General features: G+C 64.3%; 23 protein-coding genes and 1 pseudogene. 20 read left to right on the forward strand and 4 right to left on the reverse strand.

Going from position 1 to position 20,029, the window contains the following annotated elements; genetic code table 11:
• The first annotated feature begins 39 nt into the window (after positions 1-39).
• The 16 genes from cobO to ACVWZ5_RS09110 all read left to right on the forward strand — a co-directional run bounded on the left by cobO (position 40) and on the right by ACVWZ5_RS09110 (position 13,567).
• Positions 40-651 (forward strand): cob(I)yrinic acid a,c-diamide adenosyltransferase, encoded by a 612-nt coding sequence (gene cobO / locus ACVWZ5_RS09035; protein WP_457340567.1) that lies wholly within the window; start codon positions 40-42, stop codon positions 649-651.
• Complete coding sequence (locus tag ACVWZ5_RS09040; RefSeq protein WP_084941730.1) at positions 648-1,943, forward strand: cobyrinate a,c-diamide synthase; 1,296 nt, start codon at positions 648-650, stop codon at positions 1,941-1,943. Before cobO ends, ACVWZ5_RS09040 begins: the two co-directional genes overlap by 4 nt.
• On the forward strand, positions 1,940-2,590 hold the full coding sequence (gene bluB, locus ACVWZ5_RS09045) for a 5,6-dimethylbenzimidazole synthase (RefSeq protein WP_062573141.1): 651 nt from the start codon (positions 1,940-1,942) through the stop codon (positions 2,588-2,590). Before ACVWZ5_RS09040 ends, bluB begins: the two co-directional genes overlap by 4 nt.
• Entirely contained in the window at positions 2,587-3,495 is a 909-nt protein-coding gene (gene cbiB, locus ACVWZ5_RS09050) for an adenosylcobinamide-phosphate synthase CbiB (RefSeq protein ID WP_062363768.1), read from the forward strand. Before bluB ends, cbiB begins: the two co-directional genes overlap by 4 nt.
• Positions 3,488-4,480, forward strand: a complete 993-nt coding sequence (gene cobD / locus ACVWZ5_RS09055) for a threonine-phosphate decarboxylase CobD (protein WP_457340568.1) — start codon at positions 3,488-3,490, stop codon at positions 4,478-4,480. The genes cbiB and cobD overlap by 8 nt, the downstream gene beginning before the upstream one ends.
• Complete coding sequence (locus ACVWZ5_RS09060) at positions 4,477-5,931, forward strand: cobyric acid synthase (RefSeq protein ID WP_343579479.1); 1,455 nt, start codon at positions 4,477-4,479, stop codon at positions 5,929-5,931. Before cobD ends, ACVWZ5_RS09060 begins: the two co-directional genes overlap by 4 nt.
• A gap of 1 nt (position 5,932) precedes the next feature.
• Positions 5,933-6,454, forward strand: coding sequence for a bifunctional adenosylcobinamide kinase/adenosylcobinamide-phosphate guanylyltransferase (gene cobU / locus ACVWZ5_RS09065; RefSeq protein ID WP_062573145.1), 522 nt, complete (start codon positions 5,933-5,935; stop codon positions 6,452-6,454).
• Positions 6,451-7,506: a nicotinate-nucleotide--dimethylbenzimidazole phosphoribosyltransferase gene (cobT, locus tag ACVWZ5_RS09070; protein ID WP_084941733.1), complete on the forward strand. Its 1,056-nt coding sequence runs from the start codon at positions 6,451-6,453 to the stop codon at positions 7,504-7,506. Before cobU ends, cobT begins: the two co-directional genes overlap by 4 nt.
• Complete coding sequence (gene cobC / locus ACVWZ5_RS09075) at positions 7,503-8,072, forward strand: alpha-ribazole phosphatase family protein (protein WP_062573147.1); 570 nt, start codon at positions 7,503-7,505, stop codon at positions 8,070-8,072. The genes cobT and cobC overlap by 4 nt, the downstream gene beginning before the upstream one ends.
• A 1-nt stretch (position 8,073) precedes the next feature.
• Positions 8,074-8,808 carry an adenosylcobinamide-GDP ribazoletransferase gene (locus ACVWZ5_RS09080; RefSeq protein WP_457340569.1) on the forward strand — a complete coding sequence of 245 codons (735 nt, stop codon included), beginning with the start codon at positions 8,074-8,076 and terminating at the stop codon, positions 8,806-8,808.
• A 229-nt stretch (positions 8,809-9,037) separates the two neighbouring features.
• On the forward strand, positions 9,038-10,228 hold the full coding sequence (locus ACVWZ5_RS09085) for a glycoside hydrolase family 5 protein (RefSeq protein WP_457340570.1): 1,191 nt from the start codon (positions 9,038-9,040) through the stop codon (positions 10,226-10,228).
• A gap of 42 nt (positions 10,229-10,270) precedes the next feature.
• Positions 10,271-10,675 (forward strand): MarR family winged helix-turn-helix transcriptional regulator, encoded by a 405-nt coding sequence (locus ACVWZ5_RS09090; RefSeq protein ID WP_062573150.1) that lies wholly within the window; start codon positions 10,271-10,273, stop codon positions 10,673-10,675.
• Between the two features lie 64 nt (positions 10,676-10,739).
• Positions 10,740-11,942: an MFS transporter gene (locus tag ACVWZ5_RS09095; protein ID WP_062573151.1), complete on the forward strand. Its 1,203-nt coding sequence runs from the start codon at positions 10,740-10,742 to the stop codon at positions 11,940-11,942.
• Positions 11,939-12,061, forward strand: a complete 123-nt coding sequence (locus ACVWZ5_RS09100) for a hypothetical protein (protein ID WP_256582037.1) — start codon at positions 11,939-11,941, stop codon at positions 12,059-12,061. The genes ACVWZ5_RS09095 and ACVWZ5_RS09100 overlap by 4 nt, the downstream gene beginning before the upstream one ends.
• A gap of 46 nt (positions 12,062-12,107) precedes the next feature.
• The gene (locus ACVWZ5_RS09105; RefSeq protein WP_457340571.1) at positions 12,108-12,668 is read left to right on the forward strand and encodes a glutathione peroxidase; all 561 of its coding nucleotides are present in this window, start codon (positions 12,108-12,110) and stop codon (positions 12,666-12,668) included.
• Positions 12,669-12,772: 104 nt separating this feature from the next.
• Complete coding sequence (locus ACVWZ5_RS09110; RefSeq protein WP_253249235.1) at positions 12,773-13,567, forward strand: RHS repeat-associated core domain-containing protein; 795 nt, start codon at positions 12,773-12,775, stop codon at positions 13,565-13,567.
• Between the two features lie 14 nt (positions 13,568-13,581).
• Here ACVWZ5_RS09110 and ACVWZ5_RS09115 read toward each other — a convergent pair whose 3' ends face one another.
• On the reverse strand, positions 13,582-13,842 hold the full coding sequence (locus ACVWZ5_RS09115) for a DUF2798 domain-containing protein (protein WP_062573154.1): 261 nt from the start codon (positions 13,840-13,842) through the stop codon (positions 13,582-13,584).
• Positions 13,843-13,958: 116 nt separating this feature from the next.
• On the opposite strand from ACVWZ5_RS09115, the gene ACVWZ5_RS09120 reads away from it, so the two are divergent.
• The 3 genes and pseudogenes from ACVWZ5_RS09120 (at position 13,959) to ACVWZ5_RS09130 (ending at position 15,932) form a co-directional block, all read left to right on the forward strand.
• Positions 13,959-14,888: a LysR family transcriptional regulator gene (locus ACVWZ5_RS09120; RefSeq protein ID WP_457340572.1), complete on the forward strand. Its 930-nt coding sequence runs from the start codon at positions 13,959-13,961 to the stop codon at positions 14,886-14,888.
• A gap of 132 nt (positions 14,889-15,020) precedes the next feature.
• A pseudogene (locus ACVWZ5_RS09125) lies at positions 15,021-15,326 on the forward strand (RHS repeat-associated core domain-containing protein); the annotation flags it as partial.
• A 177-nt stretch (positions 15,327-15,503) separates the two neighbouring features.
• Entirely contained in the window at positions 15,504-15,932 is a 429-nt protein-coding gene (locus ACVWZ5_RS09130; RefSeq protein ID WP_253249240.1) for a hypothetical protein, read from the forward strand.
• A 189-nt stretch (positions 15,933-16,121) separates the two neighbouring features.
• On the opposite strand, the gene ACVWZ5_RS09135 is transcribed toward ACVWZ5_RS09130, so the two are convergent.
• From ACVWZ5_RS09135 to ACVWZ5_RS09145, 3 genes are all read right to left on the reverse strand, one after another.
• Complete coding sequence (locus ACVWZ5_RS09135) at positions 16,122-17,384, reverse strand: OmpP1/FadL family transporter (protein ID WP_084941738.1); 1,263 nt, start codon at positions 17,382-17,384, stop codon at positions 16,122-16,124.
• A gap of 144 nt (positions 17,385-17,528) precedes the next feature.
• The gene (locus ACVWZ5_RS09140) at positions 17,529-18,011 is read right to left on the reverse strand and encodes a hypothetical protein (protein WP_062573157.1); all 483 of its coding nucleotides are present in this window, start codon (positions 18,009-18,011) and stop codon (positions 17,529-17,531) included.
• Between the two features lie 244 nt (positions 18,012-18,255).
• The gene (locus ACVWZ5_RS09145; RefSeq protein WP_050704563.1) at positions 18,256-18,480 is read right to left on the reverse strand and encodes a hypothetical protein; all 225 of its coding nucleotides are present in this window, start codon (positions 18,478-18,480) and stop codon (positions 18,256-18,258) included.
• Between the two features lie 942 nt (positions 18,481-19,422).
• Here ACVWZ5_RS09145 and ACVWZ5_RS09150 point away from each other — a divergent pair.
• Positions 19,423-19,842: a tetratricopeptide repeat protein gene (locus ACVWZ5_RS09150; RefSeq protein ID WP_062573158.1), complete on the forward strand. Its 420-nt coding sequence runs from the start codon at positions 19,423-19,425 to the stop codon at positions 19,840-19,842.
• The last annotated feature ends 187 nt before the right edge of the window (positions 19,843-20,029 follow it).

The raw sequence follows: 20,029 nt of genomic DNA on the forward strand, positions 1-20,029 counted from the left end.
ACCTGTCGCCGCCGCCGCGACAGCCTGCGGAGACCCCTGATGAGCGAATCCACCGAACGCGACGAACGTCACCTGGCGCGCATGCAGCGCAAGAAGGCGATCATCGACGAGCGCATCGCCAACTCCCCCAACGAATGCGGCCTGCTGCTGGTGCTGACCGGCAACGGCAAGGGCAAGAGCAGCTCGGCCTTCGGCATGCTTGCCCGCGCCCTGGGCCATGGCATGCAGTGCGGCGTGGTGCAGTTCATCAAAGGCCGCAACAGCACCGGCGAGGAGCTGTTTTTCCGCCGATTCCCCGAGCAGGTGCGCTACCACGTGATGGGCGAGGGCTTCACCTGGGAAACCCAGGACCGCCAGCGCGACATCGCCGCCGCCGAAGCCGCCTGGGCGGTGTCGCGGCAGTTGCTGCAGGACCCGTCGGTCCAGTTCGTCGTGCTCGATGAGCTGGACATCGCCCTCAAGCACGGCTACCTGGACCTCGACCAGGTGCTTTCGGATATCCAGGCGCGTCCGCCGATGCAGCATGTGATCGTCACTGGGCGAGCGGCAAAACCGGAAATGATCGAACTGGCCGATACCGTCACCGAGATGGGCATGCTCAAGCACGCCTTCCAGGCCGGTATCCGCGCGCAGAAGGGCGTCGAACTGTGAGTGAGTCGCGCCAGTGTCCCGCCGTGCTGATCGCAGCCCCGGCCTCGGGCCAGGGCAAGACCACGGTCACCGCCGCCCTGGCCCGTCTGCACCGCAACCTCGGGCGCACGGTGCGGGTGTTCAAGTGCGGGCCTGACTTTCTCGATCCAATGATCCTCGAGCGCGCCAGCGGTGCGCCGGTCTACCAGCTCGACCTGTGGATGATCGGCGCCGAGGAAAGTCGCCGCCTGTTGTGGGACGCGGCGGGCGAGGCCGACCTGATCCTGATCGAGGGCGTGATGGGCCTGTTCGATGGTACCCCGTCGAGCGCCGACCTGGCGCGCCACTTCGGCGTGCCGGTATTGGCGGTGATCGACGGCACGGCCATGGCCCAGACCTTTGGTGCCTTGGCTCTAGGCCTGGCGCGCTACCAGCCCGACCTGCCGTTCGCCGGGGTGCTGGCCAACCGGGTCGGCAGCCTGCGTCATGCGCAACTGCTCGAAGGCAGTCTGACCGAAGGCCTGCGTTGGTACGGCGGGTTGTCCCGCGAGCGCGGCATCGAACTGCCCAGCCGTCACCTTGGTCTGGTCCAGGCCAGCGAGTTGAATGACCTGGATGCACGCCTGGATGCCGCCGCCGAAGCCCTGGGCGCCAGTTGCGATGCCGCGCTGCCGCCACCGGTCCGTTTTGCCGAGCCTGAGCCTGTGAATGTGACTGCGTCGCTGAGCGGGGTGCGCATCGGTGTGGCCCGCGATGAGGCCTTCGCCTTCACCTATGGCGCCAATCTTGACCTGCTGCGTGGCCTCGGTGCGCACCTGGAATTCTTCTCGCCGGTGCATGACCACGAGCTACCCGTGGTGGACAGTCTCTACCTGCCCGGCGGCTACCCCGAGCTGCATCACCAGGCGCTGGCCGCCAACGCGCCGATGCTGGAAGCGATCCGCGTCCATCATGCCGCCGGCAAGCCATTGTTGGCCGAGTGCGGCGGCATGCTCTACCTGCTCGACGCACTGACCGACGTGGCGGGCGAGCGCGCCACGCTGCTGGGCCTGCTGCCCGGCGAGGCGACCATGCAGAAGCGTCTGGCGGCCCTGGCCCTGCAGGCGGTCGAACTGCCCGAAGGCACCCTGCGTGGCCACACCTACCACCACTCGCTGACCAGCACGGAGCTTGCACCGATCGCCCGCGGCCTGAGCCCCAACGGTGGTCGGGGCAACGAGGCGGTCTATCGGCTGGGGCGCCTGACCGCCTCCTACGTGCACTTCTATTTTCCCTCCAACCCCGACGCGGCGGCGGCGCTGCTGCGACCATGAGCCGACACGCCTACAGCGAAGCCGAGCGCCAGGCCATCTACCGGGCCATTGGCGAACGCCGCGACATGCGCCATTTCGCCGGGGGCGAGGTGGCCCCCGAGTTGCTCGGGCGCCTGCTCGCCGCCGCCCACCAGGCGCCCAGCGTGGGCCTGATGCAACCGTGGCGGTTCATCCGTATCAGCCAGCGTGTCTTGCGCGAGCGGATCCAGGCGCTGGTGGAGCAGGAGCGGGTGCGCACCGCCGAGGCCCTGGGCGAGCGCTCCGATGAATTCATGAAGCTCAAGGTCGAAGGCATCAACGACTGCGCCGAAGTGCTGGTGGCCGCGTTGATGGACAAGCGCGAGGCACATGTCTTCGGCCGCCGCACCCTACCCGAGATGGACCTGGCCTCGCTGGCCTGCGCCATCCAGAACCTGTGGCTGGCGGCACGGGCCGAAGGGCTGGGCATGGGCTGGGTGTCGCTGTTCGACCCCCAGGCCCTGGCCGAGCTGCTGGGCATGCCCGCGGGCGCAAAACCCATGGCGGTGCTGTGCCTGGGGCCGGTGACCGAGTTCTATCCGGCGCCGATGCTGGTGCTGGAAGACTGGGCCGAGCAACGGCCGCTGAGCGAGATGCTGTACGAGAACCATTGGGGAGAGCGTCCATGAGCGTGGCGTTGCTGACCGTGGCGGGCGTGGCCCTGGATGCGCTGCTGGGCGAGCCGCGCCGGCGTCATCCGCTGGTGGGCTTCGGCAACTTCGCCTCGCGCCTGGAGCAACGTTTCAACGCCGGTGGGCGCGGCTGGCGCAGCCATGGTGTCACCGCGTGGTTCCTGGCGGTGGTGCCGCTGACCCTGCTGGCGCTGATCCTGTCCTGGCTGCCGTACATCGGCTGGCTGGTGGATGTGCTGGCGCTGTACTGCGCCCTGGGCCTGCGCAGCCTGGGCGAGCATGTGCTGCCGGTGGCCCAGGCATTGCGCCAGGGGGACCTGGCCGAGGCGCGGCGGCGTGTCGGTTACCTGGTCAGCCGCGAAACCCGCGAGCTGGACGAGCCCGCCGTAGCCCGGGCGGCCACCGAGTCGGTGCTGGAAAACGGCAGCGACGCGGTGTTCGCCGCGCTTTTCTGGTTCGTCGTGGCCGGTGCGCCGGGGGTGGTGCTGTACCGCCTGAGCAATACCCTGGATGCCATGTGGGGCTATCGTAACGAGCGCTTCGAACGCTTCGGCTGGTGCGCGGCGCGCATCGACGATGGGCTGAACTATATTCCCGCCAGGCTGGTGGCGCTGACCTATGCGCTGCTGGGCAAGACCCGCCTGGCCCTGGCCTGCTGGCGCAACCAGGCGCCGCTGTGGGACAGCCCCAACGCCGGCCCGGTGATGGCCGCGGGTGCCGGCGCGCTGGGCGTGGAGCTGGGCGGCCCGGCGGTGTATCACGGCGAGCTGCATGAACGACCGCGCCTGGGTGAAGGGCCGATGGCCGACGCCCAGGCCATCGAGCGCGGCTGGAGCCTGGTGCAGCGCGGCGTGTGGTTGTGGGTGCTGTTGATCTGCGTGGGAGCCTATCTGAATGCTTGAACACGGTGGCCGCCTGCTGCGGGCGGTGAAACAGTACGCCATTCCACGGGAGCAGTGGCTCGACCTGTCCAGCGGCATCGCGCCATGGTCCTACCCGATACCGCCGATTCCGCTGCAGGCCTGGGCCCGCCTGCCGGAGACCGAAGACGGCCTGGAGACGGCGGCGCGGCAGTACTATGGCGCGCAGCCGTTGCTGGCGGTGGCCGGTTCCCAGGCGGCGATCCAGGCCTTGCCGCACCTGCGCCCGAGCGGGCGGGTCGGGGTCCTGTCGCCGTGCTATGCCGAGCATCCGCATGCCTGGGCACGGGCAGGGCACACGCTGGTCGAACTGGACGAGACCGAGGTCGAGGGCTTGCTCGACAGTCTCGACGTCCTGGTACTGGTCAACCCCAACAACCCCACCGGCCGCCGGGTGACCCGCGAACGCCTGCTGGCCTGGCATGCGCGTCTGGCCGAGCGCGGTGGCTGGCTGCTGGTGGACGAAGCCTTCATGGACAATACGCCCGAACACAGCGTGGTCGATCAGGCCGGGCAACCTGGCCTGATCGTGTTGCGCTCGTTCGGCAAGTTCTTCGGCCTGGCCGGTGTGCGGTTGGGCTTCGTCGTCGCCCAGACGGATGTGCTGCGACGTCTGGCCGAGGCACTCGGGCCCTGGGCCGTCAGCGGCCCGACCCGAGTGCTGGGGCAGGCCTGTTTCGCCGACGACGCGGCGCACCAGGCGCAGATTGCCCGTTGCGCCCAGGCCAGCCAGCGCCTGGTCTCGTTGCTCGACGGCGCGGGCCTGCCACCCAGTGGCGGCTGCGACCTGTTCCAGTACGTGCGTGATGAGCGCGCCGCGTACCTGCATGACTTTCTCGCCCGCCGCGGCATCCTGGTGCGCCTGTTCGAGCAGCCGCCCGCACTGCGTTTCGGCCTGCCCGCCACGGCCGCCGACGAACAACGCCTGGCCCAGGCCCTGGCGGACTACCAGAAGGAATCGGCATGACCACCCTCATGGTGCAAGGCACCACCTCCGATGCCGGCAAGAGCACGCTGGTCACCGCCCTGTGCCGCTGGCTGCTGCGCCAGGGCATCGCCGTGGTGCCGTTCAAGCCGCAGAACATGGCGCTCAACAGCGCCGTGACCGCCGACGGCGGCGAGATCGGCCGCGCCCAGGCGGTGCAGGCCCAGGCCTGCCGGCTGGCGCCGCACACCGACATGAACCCGGTGCTGCTCAAGCCCAACAGCGACACCGGCGCCCAGGTGATCGTCCATGGCCGCGCGGTGACCAGCATGAACGCCGTCGCCTACCACGACTACAAGGCCATCGCCATGCAGGCGGTGCTGGCGTCCCACGAGCGCCTGAGCGCAGCCTACCCGGTGGTGATGGTCGAAGGCGCCGGCTCCCCGGCGGAGATCAACCTGCGTGCCGGCGACATCGCCAACATGGGCTTCGCCGAGGCGGTCGACTGCCCGGTGATCCTGGTGGCCGATATCAACCGGGGCGGCGTGTTCGCCCACCTGGTCGGCACCCTGGAACTGCTGTCGGCGAGCGAGCAGGCGCGGGTCAAGGGCTTTGTCATCAACCGTTTTCGTGGCGACATCGCCTTGCTGCAGCCGGGCCTGGACTGGCTGGAGCAGCGCACCGGCAAGCCGGTGTTGGGCGTGCTGCCCTATGTCACCGACCTGCACCTGGAGGCCGAGGACGGGATCGATAGCCGCCAGGGGGCGAAGGGCGAGCGCGTGCTCAAGGTGGTCGTCCCGGTGCTGCCGCGGATCAGCAACCACACCGACTTCGACCCGCTGCGCCTGCATCCGCAGGTGGACCTGCAGTTCATCGGCCCGGGCCAGCCGATCCCAGCCGCCGACCTGATCATCCTGCCCGGCTCCAAGAGCGTGCGCGGCGACCTGGCGCAACTGCGCGAGCGTGGCTGGGACGCCGCCATCGCCCGGCACCTGCGCTACGGCGGCAAGCTCATCGGCATTTGCGGTGGCCTGCAGATGCTCGGCGAGCAGGTGCATGATCCACTGGGCCTGGAAGGGCCCGCCGGCTCCAGCGCGGGCCTCGGCCTGCTGGCCTACAGCACCGTGCTGGAGGCCGAGAAGCAGCTGCGCAACGTGGCCGGCACGCTCGATCTCGAGCAGGTTCCGGTGTCGGGTTACGAAATCCATGCCGGGGTTACCCACGGTCCGGCGCTGGCGCGTCCGGCGGTGCTACTGGCCGATGGCCGCGCCGACGGGGCCATCAGCGCCGACGGGCAGATCCTCGCCACCTACCTGCATGGCCTGTTCGAGGGCACCCAGTCGTGCGCCGCGCTGCTGCGCTGGGCGGGTCTGGCCGATGTGCAGGCCATCGACTACGAGGCCCTGCGCGAACGCGATATCGAGCGCCTGGCCGACCTGGTCGAGCAGCACCTGGACACCGTGCGCCTGCGCCAATTGTGTGGAGTCGCCTGACATGCGCAACCTGATCCTCGGCGGCGCCCGTTCGGGCAAGAGCCGCCTGGCCGAGCAACTGGCCGAGAGCAGCGGCCTGCCGGTGACCTATATCGCCACCAGCCAGCCGCTGGATGGCGAGATGAATGAACGCGTGCGTCTGCACCGCGAGCGCCGTCCGGCCCATTGGGGGTTGGTCGAGGAGCCCGTGGCGCTGGCTGATGTGCTGTGCGCCGAAGCCGCCGAAGGGCGCTGCCTGCTGGTGGACTGCCTGACCCTGTGGCTGACCAACCTGCTGATGCTCGAGGATGACCTGCGCCTGGCACAGGAGCGCGATGCGCTGCTCGATTGCCTGGAACAGCTGCCGGGCACCCTTGTCCTGGTCAGCAACGAAACCGGCCTGGGCGTGGTGCCCATGGGCGAATTGACCCGTCGCTACGTCGACCTGGCGGGCACGCTGCACCAGGCCGTGGCCGAACGCTGCCAGCGCGTGGTGCTGACCGTGGCCGGCCTCCCTCTCATGCTCAAAGGACCTGCCCTATGACCCAGATGTGGTGGCGTGACGCCTGCCAACCCCTCGACACCGCCGCCATGGACCAGGCCCGCGCCCGTCAGCAGCAGCTGACCAAACCGGCCGGCTCCCTCGGCCAACTCGAAGGCCTGGCGATACGCCTGGCCGGCCTGCAAGGGCGCGAGCGTCCCAGCCTGGAGCGGGTCGCCATCACGATCTTCGCCGGCGACCATGGCGTGGTGGAGGAGGGCATCTCTGCCTACCCGCAGGCGGTGACCGGACAGATGCTGCGCAACTTCGTCGGCGGTGGCGCGGCGATCAGCGTGTTGGCGCGCCAGCTGGACGCAGACCTTGAGGTGGTCGACCTCGGTACCATCGACCCGACGCTGCAACTGCCCGGTGTCCATCACCTGAGTCTTGGGCCTGGTACGGCCAACTTCGCCCGTCAGCCGGCGATGAGCGACGCGCAACTGGCTGCGGCGCTGCAGGCCGGACGCGACAGCGCCCTGCGCGCACTCGACAACGGCGCCCAGCTGTTCATCGGCGGGGAAATGGGCATCGGCAACACCACCGCGGCGGCGGCGCTGGCCAGCACCTTGCTGGGTTGCCCTGCCCATGAGCTGAGCGGCCCGGGCACCGGCCTGGACAGCGCCGGCGTGCGGCACAAGGCCGAAGTGATCGAGCGTGCCCTGGTACTGCACGGCTTGCGCGCCGACCAGCCGCTGCAGGCGCTGGCCTGTGTCGGCGGCTTTGAGATCGCCGCGCTGGCCGGTGCCTACCTGGCGTGCGCGCAGCATGGCGTGGCAGTGTTGGTCGATGGCTTCATCTGCAGTGTCGCCGCCCTGGTGGCGGTCCGCCTCAATCCGCAGTGCCGCCCCTGGCTGCTGTTCGCCCACCAGGGCGCCGAGCCGGGGCACAAGGCCCTGCTGGCGGACCTGGAAGCCGAGCCGCTGCTGGCCCTGGGGCTGCGCCTGGGCGAGGGCAGCGGTGCGGCGCTGGCGGTGCCGCTGATCCGCCTGGCCTGCGCGCTGCACGGGCAGATGGCGACCTTCGCCGAGGCGGCGGTGGCGGATCGCCCGGCATGATCCTCGAACTGCTGCGCCATGGCGAGACGGAACTGGGGGGCGGTCTGCGCGGCAGCCTCGACGACGCCCTGACCGAGTCTGGTTGGGAGCAGATGCGCCAGGCCGTCGCCGACTCCGGTCCCTGGGACGTGCTGGTCAGTTCGCCGCTGCAGCGCTGCGCGTCGTTCGCCGATGAGCTGGGCGCGCGCCTGAACCTGCCGGTGCTGCGCGAGGCTGGTGTGCGCGAGCTGCACTTCGGTGAGTGGGAAGGGCAAAGCGCCGCGCAGATCATGCAGGTCGACGCCGATGCCCTGGGGCAGTTCTGGAATGATCCGTATGCCTTCACTCCGCCGGGCGGCGAACCGGTGCTGGCCTTTGCCGAACGGGTGCTGGCGGCGGTCGAGGGTTTGCGCAGTGTGCATGCAGGCAAGCGCGTGCTGCTGGTCACCCATGGTGGGGTGATGCGTCTTCTCCTGGCGCGGGCACGTGGCTTGCCGCGTGAGCAATTGCTGCAGGTCGAGGTCGGGCATGGCGCGCTGGTGCGTCTGATGCTGGATCACGACGGGCAGATGCGCGAGGTGGGTTGAGATGCTGCCGTTCTGGATCGCCTTGCAGTTTCTCAGTAGCTTGCCGGTACGCTTGCCGGGCATGCCGGAGCCCCGCGAGATTGGGCGTTCGCTGCTGTGCTATCCGCTGGTGGGGCTGCTGTTCGGCCTGTTGCTGTGGCTGGCCAGCCATCTGCTGCAAGGCACTGCGGCGCCCTTGCTCGCGGCCTTGTTGCTGGCGCTGTGGGTGCTGCTCAGCGGCGGGCTGCACCTGGACGGCCTGGCCGACAGCGCCGATGCGTGGCTGGGGGGCTTCGGTGATCGCGAACGCACCTTGCAGATCATGAAGGACCCGCGCAGCGGGCCGATTGCCGTGGTCACGCTGGTGCTGGTATTGCTGCTGAAGTTCTGTGCCCTCTGGGTTCTGGTCGAGCGGGGCGCTGATGGCCTGTTGGTGTTGGCTCCGGTGGTGGGGCGGGCGGCGATGCTCGGGTTGTTTCTCGGCACGCCCTACGTGCGCGCGGGCGGGCTGGGCGCGGCCTTGGCCGAACACCTGCCCCGGCGCGGTGCGGGCTGGGTATTGTTGGTTTCTGCGCTGGCCGGACTGGCGCTGGGAGGCTGGGCGGTGCTGTGGCCACTGCTGGCGGCGTTGGTCGTGTTCGTGTGGCTGCGTCGGCTGATGTGCCGTCGCTTGGGTGGAACCACAGGAGATACGGCCGGGGCGCTGTTGGAACTGCTGGAATTGACGGTGGTGGTTACCCTGGCACTACGCGCATAGCTTCAGCCTGGCACGTTCCCCTTGTAGGAGCGGCCTTGTGTCGCGAAAGGGCCGCAAAGCGGCCCCGGCAATCTTTGCATCAACGCCTAGATCCTGGGGCCGCTACGCGGCCCTTTCGCGACACAAGGCCGCTCCTATAAGGGGACGTGTCTTACATAGATCCCGGAAACCTTCCGCAACTATTGCGTCTATCTTCGTTCGTTCCCCAAAACCACCAGGAACCCCTGCCATGCACCCCTGGATACTCGCCAGCCTGCTGGCCCTTGCCACCATGTCCGCCACCGCCGCCGACCTGATCGATTTCTGGAACTCCCCACGCCACGGCGGTAACAGTTTCAACCGCCTGCCCCCGGACCAGGCCTATTTCGATGCCCTGAAAGGCTACGGCGCCAGCTGGGTGCGCCTCTCCTACGATAAATGGCAGCCGGCCGAGCGCGATTTCCTGCTGGGCAACGCAGACGATTACCAGGGCCTGGCCGACACCGACCTGAAGCAGCTCGTCGAGGTGCTGGATCGCGCCCACGCCGCCGGCCTGAAGGTGGTCATCACGCCGCTGTCGCTCCCCGGCATGCGCTGGGCGCAGAACAACCAGAATCGCTTCGACGACCGGCTATGGCAGGACAAGCGCTACTGGACCCAGTCCGCCCGTTTCTGGCGAGACGTTGCCCAGGCCCTCAAGGACCACCCGGCCGTTGCCGCCTACAATCTCATCAACGAGCCCGCGCCCGAGAAGCACGGCGGCCTGGTCGAGCATGCCGACCTCGATCGGATGAAGCAGTGGTACGCCCACGAGCAGGGCGGGGCGCGTGACTTGCCGGCGTTCTATCGGCAGTTGGTGGCCGCGATTCGCGAGGTCGACGGCAAGACGCCGATCATGGTCGATGCCGGCTGGTACGCCGCCGCCGATGCCTTCGGCTACTGGCCCAAGGCGCTGGAGGATGAGCGTGTGCTGTACAGCGTGCACATGTACGAACCCTATGCCGCCACCAGCGCGCCCAATCTTTCTCGCGAGCAACCTTTCGCCTACCCCGGTCCAGTGCCGTTTGCCGGACAGACCCGCCAGTGGGATGCCGGGCAGGTCGCCCGCTACCTGCAACAACCGGTGGATTGGGCCGATTCGATCAAGTTGCCGCGTTCGCGGCTGGTGGTGGGGGAGTTCGGTTGCATGCGCCGCTTGCCTGGGGGTCGGGAATACCTGGAGGATGTGCTCACGGTGCTGGATCGCCAGCAACTGCATTGGGCCTTCTACAGCTTCCGCGAGGACAGTTGGGACGGCATGGATTACGAGCTGGGTTCGGCCAAGGTGCCGTGGCGTTATTGGCAAGCCATCGAGAACGCCGCGCCGGACCCTATGCCGCGCAAGGCCACGGCCGAGTTTGAGCCGATCCGCCAGCGCCTGCTACCCAAACCGACACCGTGAAATCTCTTGCAACATCCATAATGCGGGTATATACACGTATCCATGCTGACCAGTGAATGCATCTGTACCCATTTGCGTCGCGCCGCCCGAGGGGTGAGCCGACATTACGACGAGGCCCTTGCCGGCTTCGGCATCAATGTCGCCCAGTTTTCCCTGCTGCGCCATGTGCAGCGCCTCGACCGCCCCAGCATCACCTGCCTGGCCGAGGCCATGGGCCTGGAGCGCAGCACCTTGGGCCGCAATCTCAAGGTGCTCGAGGCCGACGGCCTGGTGCGTCTTGCCGATGGCGACGACCAGCGCAATCGCGTGGTGCTGCTGAGCGAAGCGGGCAGGGCGTGCCTGGACGCCGCCTACCCGGCTTGGCAACAGGCCCAGAGGCAGTTGGTGGAACGGCTGGGCGAAAGCCAGCGTGACGAGTTGGTGCGCTTGCTGGGGCAGCTTGCCTGAACGACTACGATATAAAGCGGGTATATACCCGCATCAACCTTGCGATGGGCTGGAGACAACGACAATGACTTCCCTTTGGCGGAGCAGCGGTTGGGTACTTGTGGGGGCGGCGCTGATCCTGGCGCTGTCGCTGGGGGTGCGACATGGTTTCGGCCTGTTCCTGGCGCCGATGAGCGCCGAGTTCGGCTGGGGCCGTGAGGTGTTCGCCTTCGCCATCGCCTTGCAGAACCTGATCTGGGGCCTGGCCCAGCCGTTTACCGGCGCCCTGGCCGACCGCCTGGGCGCGGCCAAGGTGGTGGTGATCGGCGGCATCCTCTACACCGCTGGCCTGGTGATGATGGGCATGGCCGACTCGGCCTGGTCGCTGTCGCTGAGCGCCGGCCTGCTGATCGGCATCGGCCTTTCCGGCACCTCGTTCTCGGTGATCCTTGGGGTGGTCGGGCGCGCCGTGCCGCCGGAAAAGCGCAGCATGGCCATGGGTATCGCCAGCGCCGCCGGCTCCTTCGGCCAGTTCGCCATGCTTCCCGGCACCTTGGGCCTTATCCAGTGGCTGGGGTGGTCGGCAGCCTTGCTGGTGCTGGGCCTGATGGTGGCGCTGATCGTGCCGTTCGTAGGCCTGTTGCGTGATAACCCGCTGCCCAGCCACGGCGCCGAACAGAGCCTCGGCCAGGCGCTGCGCGAAGCTTGCTCGCATTCCGGTTTCTGGCTGTTGGCGCTGGGCTTTTTCGTCTGCGGCTTCCAGGTGGTGTTCATCGGCGTGCACCTGCCGGCCTACCTGGTCGACCAGCACTTGCCGGCGATCACCGGCACCACCGTGCTGGCGCTGGTCGGCCTGTTCAATATCGTCGGCACCTATACCGCCGGCTGGCTCGGCGGGCGCATGTCCAAGCCGCGCCTGCTGACCGGCTTGTACCTGCTGCGCGCCGTGGTCATCGTGCTGTTCCTCTGGGCGCCGGTGACCCAGTTCAGTGCCTACCTGTTCGGTATTGCCATGGGCCTGCTGTGGCTGTCCACGGTGCCGCTGACCAACGGCACCGTGGCCACGCTGTTCGGCGTGCGCAACCTGTCGATGCTCGGCGGTATCGTGTTCCTGTTCCACCAGCTGGGCGCGTTCCTCGGCGGCTGGCTGGGTGGGGTGGTCTATGACCAGACCGGCAGCTATGACCTGGTGTGGCAGATCTCGATCCTGCTCAGCCTGCTGGCCGCGGCCCTTAACTGGCCGGTGCGCGAGCGCCCGGTCGCCCGCCTGCAGGCCCAGGCCGCGTGAACGGCCTGCTCGGGCGTGGCTTGCTGCTGATCGCCGCGATACTGGTGCTGGCGCTGGTGTGGTGGGGCTGGCACAAGGGCGGGCTGGCGTTGATGCAGTTGGGCATGAGCCTGTGTTAAGCGCTACCCTGCACACTCAAGGAATCATGTGCAGGAGACCGCTATCATGCATGCCCGCTGGCTAACCTTCCCTTTGCTGGCCCTGGCCGCCGCCACTTCGAGCTGGGCGGCCGATTGTCCGGCGTTGCTCCAGGGCAGCCTGCCGGAGCTGCGCGGCAAGGAGCAGATCGACCTGTGCCAGCGTTTCGCCGGCAAGCCGCTGGTGGTGATCAACACCGCCAGCTACTGCGGCTTCGCCCCGCAGTTCGAAGGCCTCGAGGCGACCTACAAGGACTACCGCGACCAGGGCCTGGAAATGCTCGGCGTGCCATCCAACGACTTCAAGCAGGAAGACGCCGACAGCGACAAGACCGCCAAGGTCTGCTACGCCAACTACGGCGTGACCTTCACCATGACCAAGGCCCAGCCGGTGCGCGGCAAGGACGCGATCCCGCTGTTCGTCGAGCTGGCCCGGCAGAGCAGCGCGCCGAAGTGGAACTTCTACAAGTATGTGGTGGACCGCAAGGGCAAGGTGATCGGCAACTTTTCCAGCCTGACCAAGCCGGATGATCCGGCGTTCAGGGCGGCGATCGACAAGGCGATTGCTTCGCAGCCTCTGAGCCAATAGGTCCAGAATGGGGGCAGGTCGGCTGAACTGATATTTTTACCAGTTATCTCCGGGGGGCGATGTGGGGCAGTCTTGCTGAAAGATCGCGCTTGCCCGGAGGGCACATGGCAGTGAACCATCTAGCGATGTGTGACCGCCAACAGTCGATTATGGTGGCGGCTGAAACACCCCGCAGTTATACGCCATACGGCGGATTATCGACGGCTCTCGTGTCAAGACTGGCCTATTGTGGCGAGCCGCAGGATGGGTTCACGGGTAATTATCACCTGGGTAATGGGCACCGTACCTACAATCCTTGTATGGGGCGTTTTCATTCACCGGACAGGTTGAGCCCTTTCGAAGCCGGTGGGATTAACGCTTACGTTTATTGTAGTGGTGACCCGATCAATTATCAGGATCGTAGTGGTAATCAACGCAACCCGGCTGCCTTGTTGGTTCAAGCGCTCGGCGCTGGAAAGACGCTATTTCAAATCAAGCATGGCGAGGCTGCAATCAACATGCTTAGCGCGACTTTTGGCGATAACCCAAACAATGTTGCACCTCCCACGATGGGGGAATGGCTGACCTTGGGAGGGGCGCTGCTAGCCAATGCGGCAGCTTCCGCATTCTCATTGCATGCCATGGCTGGTTACTCACCCTCGGGTAATTCGCAGGGGCTGAGAGGTGGGATTGACAGGGTGCGAGGGTATTACAAACCTTATGAGCCGAGGCCACCTGACGTGATGAAGCAGGACATGTTGTACGATGCGGCATTGTTGGCGGTGGTGTCGATTTCCATTGCCGCTGATGCTCGGGCTTCGATTTCACTTCAACGTTTTACTGATGAATGGGGGGCGGACGCCTACCCGGCAGGTGACGTGGCAATTATTGTTTCCCAACTACGAGGGGACATTGTCTAGCCAGTAGATAAGCCTTATTCAGGATGCACAGTGAGCGCCACCAGCCGGAGGACTACTGGCCTAACCACCAGCACACAGAAAAACGCCACTGGCATTGCTAGTTGATAAGCCTTTAGCACATCGTGCAGGTAGTCGGCATCGATCCCGCCGTTGGCTGCGGTAATCACAAAGCACATCAGCAGCGCCATGATGGCCGACATGTAAAAAGCAAAAACATAGGGCGTTGTGGCTCGGTGCAGCTTGCGTCGGCGGCGCTGGGTGACGAATCCAGTCATGGTACTTCCTCAGCGATAGGGTGGAGGCGCAGGTTAGCAATGCGAATGTGGGCAGTTGTAGACCTTGACTGGTAAGTTCTTTATAAAGAGAAACTTACGAATCAGCCAGGCATCCCATGGACCTGCTCAACGCCATCCGCAGTTTCATCAAGGTCGTCGAAGCCGGCAGCATTGCCGGCGGTGCCCGCAACCTGGGTCTCAGCCAGGCGGCCGTCAGCCAGAACCTGGCGCGGCTGGAGACGCATCTGCAGGTGCGCCTGCTGACCCGTACCACTCGCAGCATGGCCCTGACGCCGCCCGGAAGCCTGTACTACGAGCGCGTACGGCATATCGAGCGTGATCTTGCCCATGCGGAGCTTGCGGTCACCACGCCGGACAGCGAGCCTCAGGGGCGCTTGTGCATTGCCTCGACCTCGGCCTTCGGACGGCACGTGCTGGCGCCGCTCATCCCAGGGTTTAGCGCCCGCTATCCGCTGCTTTCGATAGAATTGGTGATGGCTGATCGCAAGGTCAATCACGCCCGCGAAGACGTGGATGTGAGCCTGCGCATCACCCCGCAGTTGGAAGACCACCTGCTGGCCCGGCATATCGCCCGTATTCCATTTATCTGCTGCGCGTCGCCTGGCTACCTGCTCAGTGCTGGTCGGCCCACCACGCCGGAAAGCTTGCAAGACCACAGTTGCCTGGTGTTTCGCTACCCGGTGGATGGACGCTTGCTGCCTTGGGGCTTCATGCGCGACGGGCTGCGTTTCGAGGCCCGGTTCGGCAAGGTGTTGATCAGTGACGACATCGATGCGCTGACCCAGATGGCCCTGAATGACGGCGGCATTACCCGCCTGGCGGAGTTCGTCGTGCGCCCGCACCTGGATGCCGGCCGGCTGGTGCCGTTGTTTGAAAACAATCGCGGTGGTTACGCTTATGCCCGGACTGAACCGATGGATGTCTATCTGTGCCTGGCCGACCGCTTTGCGCTGACGACCAAGGTGCGTGTGTTCATGGAATACCTACAACAGTGCCTGGACGAACAATGGCCCGCGCAGGTATGACAAAGCCGCCACGAGGGCGGCTTTTCCTGTAGTGGTGGATTAGGTCCAGCGTGGAGCGAAAGGTGGGCTGACCTGATATTTTTGCCAGTTACCTTCGGCGCCTAGGTGATGCACGCTTGCTGAAAGTCATACATGCGCGCAGAGCATCATGGCAATGCAAATCTAACTGCATGTGACCAGCAACAGTCAGTTCTGGCCTCGGCGGGTGCTGCTCGAAGCTATCCTCCTTATGGTGCATTGCCAGCAGCCATTGGCCCACGGCTGGCGTATTGTGGTCAGGCGCGTGAGGCAGCGACGGGCTTTTATCACTTGGGTAATGGCTATCGAAGTTATGATCCTTGCTTGATGCGTTTCTTATCTGCCGATGCATTGAGCCCGTTCGCAAAGGGAGGCATCAATGCGTATACCTATTGTGCTGGAGATCCGATCAACTATCAGGATCGAAATGGCCCGGCGTCTCTACGTAATACTTCGCCGGCTATTGGCGCGACGGGTCGGAACCTTACAGGTAATATGTTCCAATCCGCCCCTGGCCCTGTAAGTACTTCCCCAGGGCCGACCTCGACACAAGCTTATGGCATAAGTACGTCGCCCTCGCCGGCAGGCGTCCTAGGGGTGGACGAGAATATATTGGCGGTTGGTTCAGCAGCAGCTGCCTTGGGTCATGCAGCGGTAGGCTTTAAACAGCTTGGTAGTAATAACAAAGCAGCGCTTGCTAATTTTGGTGCGGCAGCCGTCCATGTCGTGGGGGCGGGCGTTGCGGCAGTAGAGTCTCGAGCGGGTTATTGGAACGATATTCCCGGCCAAGAAAACCCACAGTTTGGCTATCTCGGATTTGGGGTGTTTTCAGGTTTTGTGAAAGGTGCACAAGTTTTTAGTAGCGTTTATGCAGCTTATCTGTCTGTGCCTGCTTCTAATACAAGCGCTAATGGCGGGCCGCCAGGGATTAGTATTGAGCTGCAGATGCTTAATCCAGGTGGTGATTCTTTGTCAGCTGTAGGTGGAAATAGTAGAGCGGGCGCGCAAGTGCGCGGCAGCAGTTGAGCACCTTTTGGAGACAGTCATAATCGAAGGTGTCGTCCGAAGTCCAGGGCCCGGTTGACGACTTACTCCGTCAAGCACGCTCGTTGAGGTGTGAGATGAAGTTCATGCAAATGGACTTGGGCAAATAATGGCCCGCGCAGGCATGAAAAAACCGCCACAAGGGCGGTTTCTTCATGCAGCGGGTGACACTTAGAAGCGGTAGGTCAGCGAAGCACCAACGCCGTGGGCGCTGTTTTCGTACTTGGCCTGGTAAGTACCCTTGGTCGGGCTTGCCAGGTTGACTTTGGTGTCTTCCTCCCACAAGTAGGAGTAGGCCACGTCGATGGTCATGTCGTCGTTGGGGCTCCAGCCGGCACCCAGGCTGAAGATCTTGCGATCGCCCGTTGGGATGCGTGGCGACCGGTCCTGGTTGTTGGTCGGCGACTGGTCGACCGAGAAGCCGGTACGCAGGGTCCACTGCTTGTTCACCTTGTAGGAGGCGCCAACAGCGCCTGCCCAGGTGTCATGCCAGTTCTGCTCTTCGGTGATGGTGCCGAACTGGGCACGCAGCGCCGCCGGTACCTCGTTGTCGACGGTGATGTCCTTCAGGCGGCTCCAGCGGGTGAAGGTGGTGCCGGCGTACAGGGTCCATTGGTCGTCGAGCTCGTGGGTGACCGAGAAGTCCACCGACTCAGGGGTCTTGATCTTCAGCTCGGCATCGAACTTGCTGCCGCTGTACGGGCCGATCAGGGCGCTGTTGACTTTGGTATTGCCTTCGAGCTTGTAGTCCACCATCGAGTGGTAAGTCAGGCCGAGGCGGGTGTGGTCGGTGGCCTGAACCAGAATACCGATGTTGTAGCCGACCGCGGTGTCGTCACCCTTGATCTTCACTTCGCCATCGTTACGACCAGGGGTGAAGCGGTTGATGATGTTCGAACCGAGCTCGCCTTTGATCTTGTTGATGGTTGGGCCGAAGCCGATCGACACCTTGTCGTTGAACGCATAGCTGATGGTGGGCTGGAAGGTCACCACTTCGACGTGGCTCTTCTTGCCCCAGTAGCGGGCGGCGTCGCCGCTGCCGTAGTCGGTCACCAGACCGAAGGGCACATACACGCCGAAACCGACAGCCCAATGGTCATCGATCGGCTTGACGTAGAAGCCCATTGGTACACCGACGGTAGGAACCATGTCCCCGTCGGTTTCTCCCCCGAAGTTGCTGCCACGGCCCGAAATATCGGACTTGGCGAAGATGGCTGCGCCACCCACGGTGACTTCCTGACGTTTGAGGCGTGACATGCCTGCCGGGTTTCCGTAAACGGTGCTGGCATCATCGGCAGAGGAAGAACGCCCCGCAAAACCTGTTCCCATGCCGCTGACACTTTGTTCGTTCAGCGCGAAACCGCTGGCGAGCAAGTGGCTGGAAGCGAAAGCAACGGCAATACCGAGAGAGGTTTTGAGCAATACTTTTTTCATTATTAGAAACTCCTTGGGATCTCCGAGGCGGAAAGCTACCAATAAATTCCACTCCACGCTATAGGCTAGAACGCAGGAGATAGAGCGGTTTTGTAGGACAATCCGACCAAAATTCCGTTTATTCGACCTGTAGGACGCAGCGGCTCAGTGCGCTGGGGTCAGCATGGGTTCGATGCAATGCTGCCAGGCATGGGTGAAATCCCGCAGGCGTCCCTGGGGGTGGAAGGTCTGCCGCCAAATTCGTGCCAGGCCCAGCAGATCGTCGGCCGCCGGCAAGGGCAGGGCTTGCTCTTCGATCAGCATCCAGGCGATGGCGGTGGCGTAGCGCAGGTTGACGGTCAGTTCGAGGTGCGGGCCGCCGAGGAAGGCGTGCTGGCTGGCCAGGCCGCGCACCAGGCTGGCCAGTTCGGGGTCGCGGGCAAGGTATTCGTCCCACAGGCAACGGTGACGATTCCCACCGATCCGGTAAAGCCCATGGCCACGTCGGTCATGCAGGGCGGCCCCCAGCGCAGACTGGCTCGCGGCAACGCCCAGTAACAAAGCTTCGGCGCTGTCGCTGTGGCGACCCAGGTAGATCAGGGTCGGCCGAATCACATATCGACTCAACTCGTTCGCAGCGATGCCCATGATGCCCTCTGCTGAAAAGGGCCGACGGGCGCTGGAGCTTGGCAGCTGGTGAGTGGTCAGGCCCGCCGGAAGCGGCAGATGCCGCTCGAGTTGAAGTGTAGTGTGATAACAGTGGTGTAAAAGGCTGTTTTTAAATCGATTGCAGCCCGAAGGCGCAGGGCATATGCCCATTGGCGATTAGGCCAATTACCTTCAGGCTGGGTTTCACAGGGGGTATTCATGATTTGAATCACCCACCATTCATTCATGCGGTCAGCGACTGGCGGGTGCGCTCGATCACCGCCTGCAGCGGTTCGGCCCGGTTGTACTGCTCCGGATAGAGGCGCTCGCTGTGGCAGGCGATGCCATGCTCGTCGACCAGGGTGAAGCTGAAGCTGCCCTTGCGTGGGGCAACGATAAGGCACTTCAATGGGGCGAAGGCCTGGGAAAGGGTGCCGAAGGCAGCCTGGATTTGTTGATGGTTACTCATATTGTTGGATGTTCCTGCGTAAGACACGGTCTTTGATCCGTGCACAATAGAAACGTTCCAGTGACGTCTTTATTAAGGAGACGCAGAACCTGACTGGAACAGGGCAGCCAGAGGGGCGCATGCAATAAGTGGGCGCTGGGCTGACTGGTAGGTACGACAGAAGGCAGGCAGCACACCGACACCAGGGTTCTGGGCGTCGGGGAAGATCCTGATCAATCTGAAACGTGATTCGTGCTGGGCAAGGTTTGCCGAGTGAATCATCGAATGGGCCGGTCCCGATGGGGCAGTGCTTGCTCGTTACCGAGCACTTGGGCTGCGGGGACTGAGTGGCCAGAATGACTTCAGCTGGGTACTAACAGGGCGCAACCCTACACGAACCTTTCGGAGTTGGCAAGTTTATGGCTTTTATAGCGGTTAGCCGATCATTATGTCGTCAATAGCGCCTGCTGTGAAGAGGCGGAAATGCTCGGCCAACCACCCTTTTGTATTGTTTCCGTGCACCGCGATGCCATTTGCTGGTGCGGTTGTACACACTCGGTTGAACAGTTGTAACCCTCTTGCAACGTCCTGTGGACGGCTCGCCAATGACTTGACTGGGGGCTTAAGTCAATGAAAAAAAACACTAATTTTTGCTGGTGAAAAAATCGTCAGTTTGACTGAAAGCCCCATTTCACAGGGGTTTGCGAGCTACCTCAAGGGGTTGTCCACCGAGTTATCCACAGGTTCTGTGGATTGTCCCAGGCGCTTGCTCTAGGACGGGCGTGCCAGCTGTTTCATCCATTGTCCGACAATCGGTGGGCAGGGGTGGCATGGGCATTTTCCCCGGGAAAACGTCAAGAAAAAATCGTGGAAAAAAATGGCGATCAGCCGAAAGTCGCCCAGGTCAGTTCACAAAAAAAGGAGTAGAGTGGCGCGCCTCTCGAATCACCCTTGCTGTAGGTCATGAAGCTTCGCGGTAAACACCTCGCCAGTCCTGATGCCTCGCCATCGCTGCCTTCCTCCAAGCGTTTTTCCCTGAAAGTGGCCCTGTGGCTGCTCGACAGCCCGCGCCTGGGGGACAAGCCCAGCGTCAAGCACCTGGCCGGGCGCATGCTCAAGCAGCCGGCGCGCCAAGGCGTGGTGGTGGCCCAGAGCCGCCTGGGACAGATGCTCTGCCGCGACTGCGGCAATGCCCGCGACCGGCGCATCGGTCATGAACTGCTGCGCCAGGCGGCTCGTGCCGGTGATCGCCGGGCCCAGCTGGAGTATGGCCGGTTGTGCCAGGCCCAGGAGCCGGAGCAGTCCCGCTATTGGCTGGAGCTGGCTGCGGGGCAGGGCTCGCAGGAGGCGCGGCGGTTGTTGCGCCAGTGGTTCGGTAATTAACCGGAGCAGCTGTGTAAAACCATTTGTTGGGGAGCGCATGGCTGAGGTGCTCTCTTGCTGGGTACTGACCACGCAACCCTGTCACCAGGCTGATAAGCTGCGCAGCATTCGTCAACGTTCGATCGGGGTAGGCATGACAGTGGATCTGACCAGCATTCTACTGGGCTTGGTGGCGGGCGCCGTGCCC

This window comes from Pseudomonas sp. TE6283, from assembly GCF_054060555.1.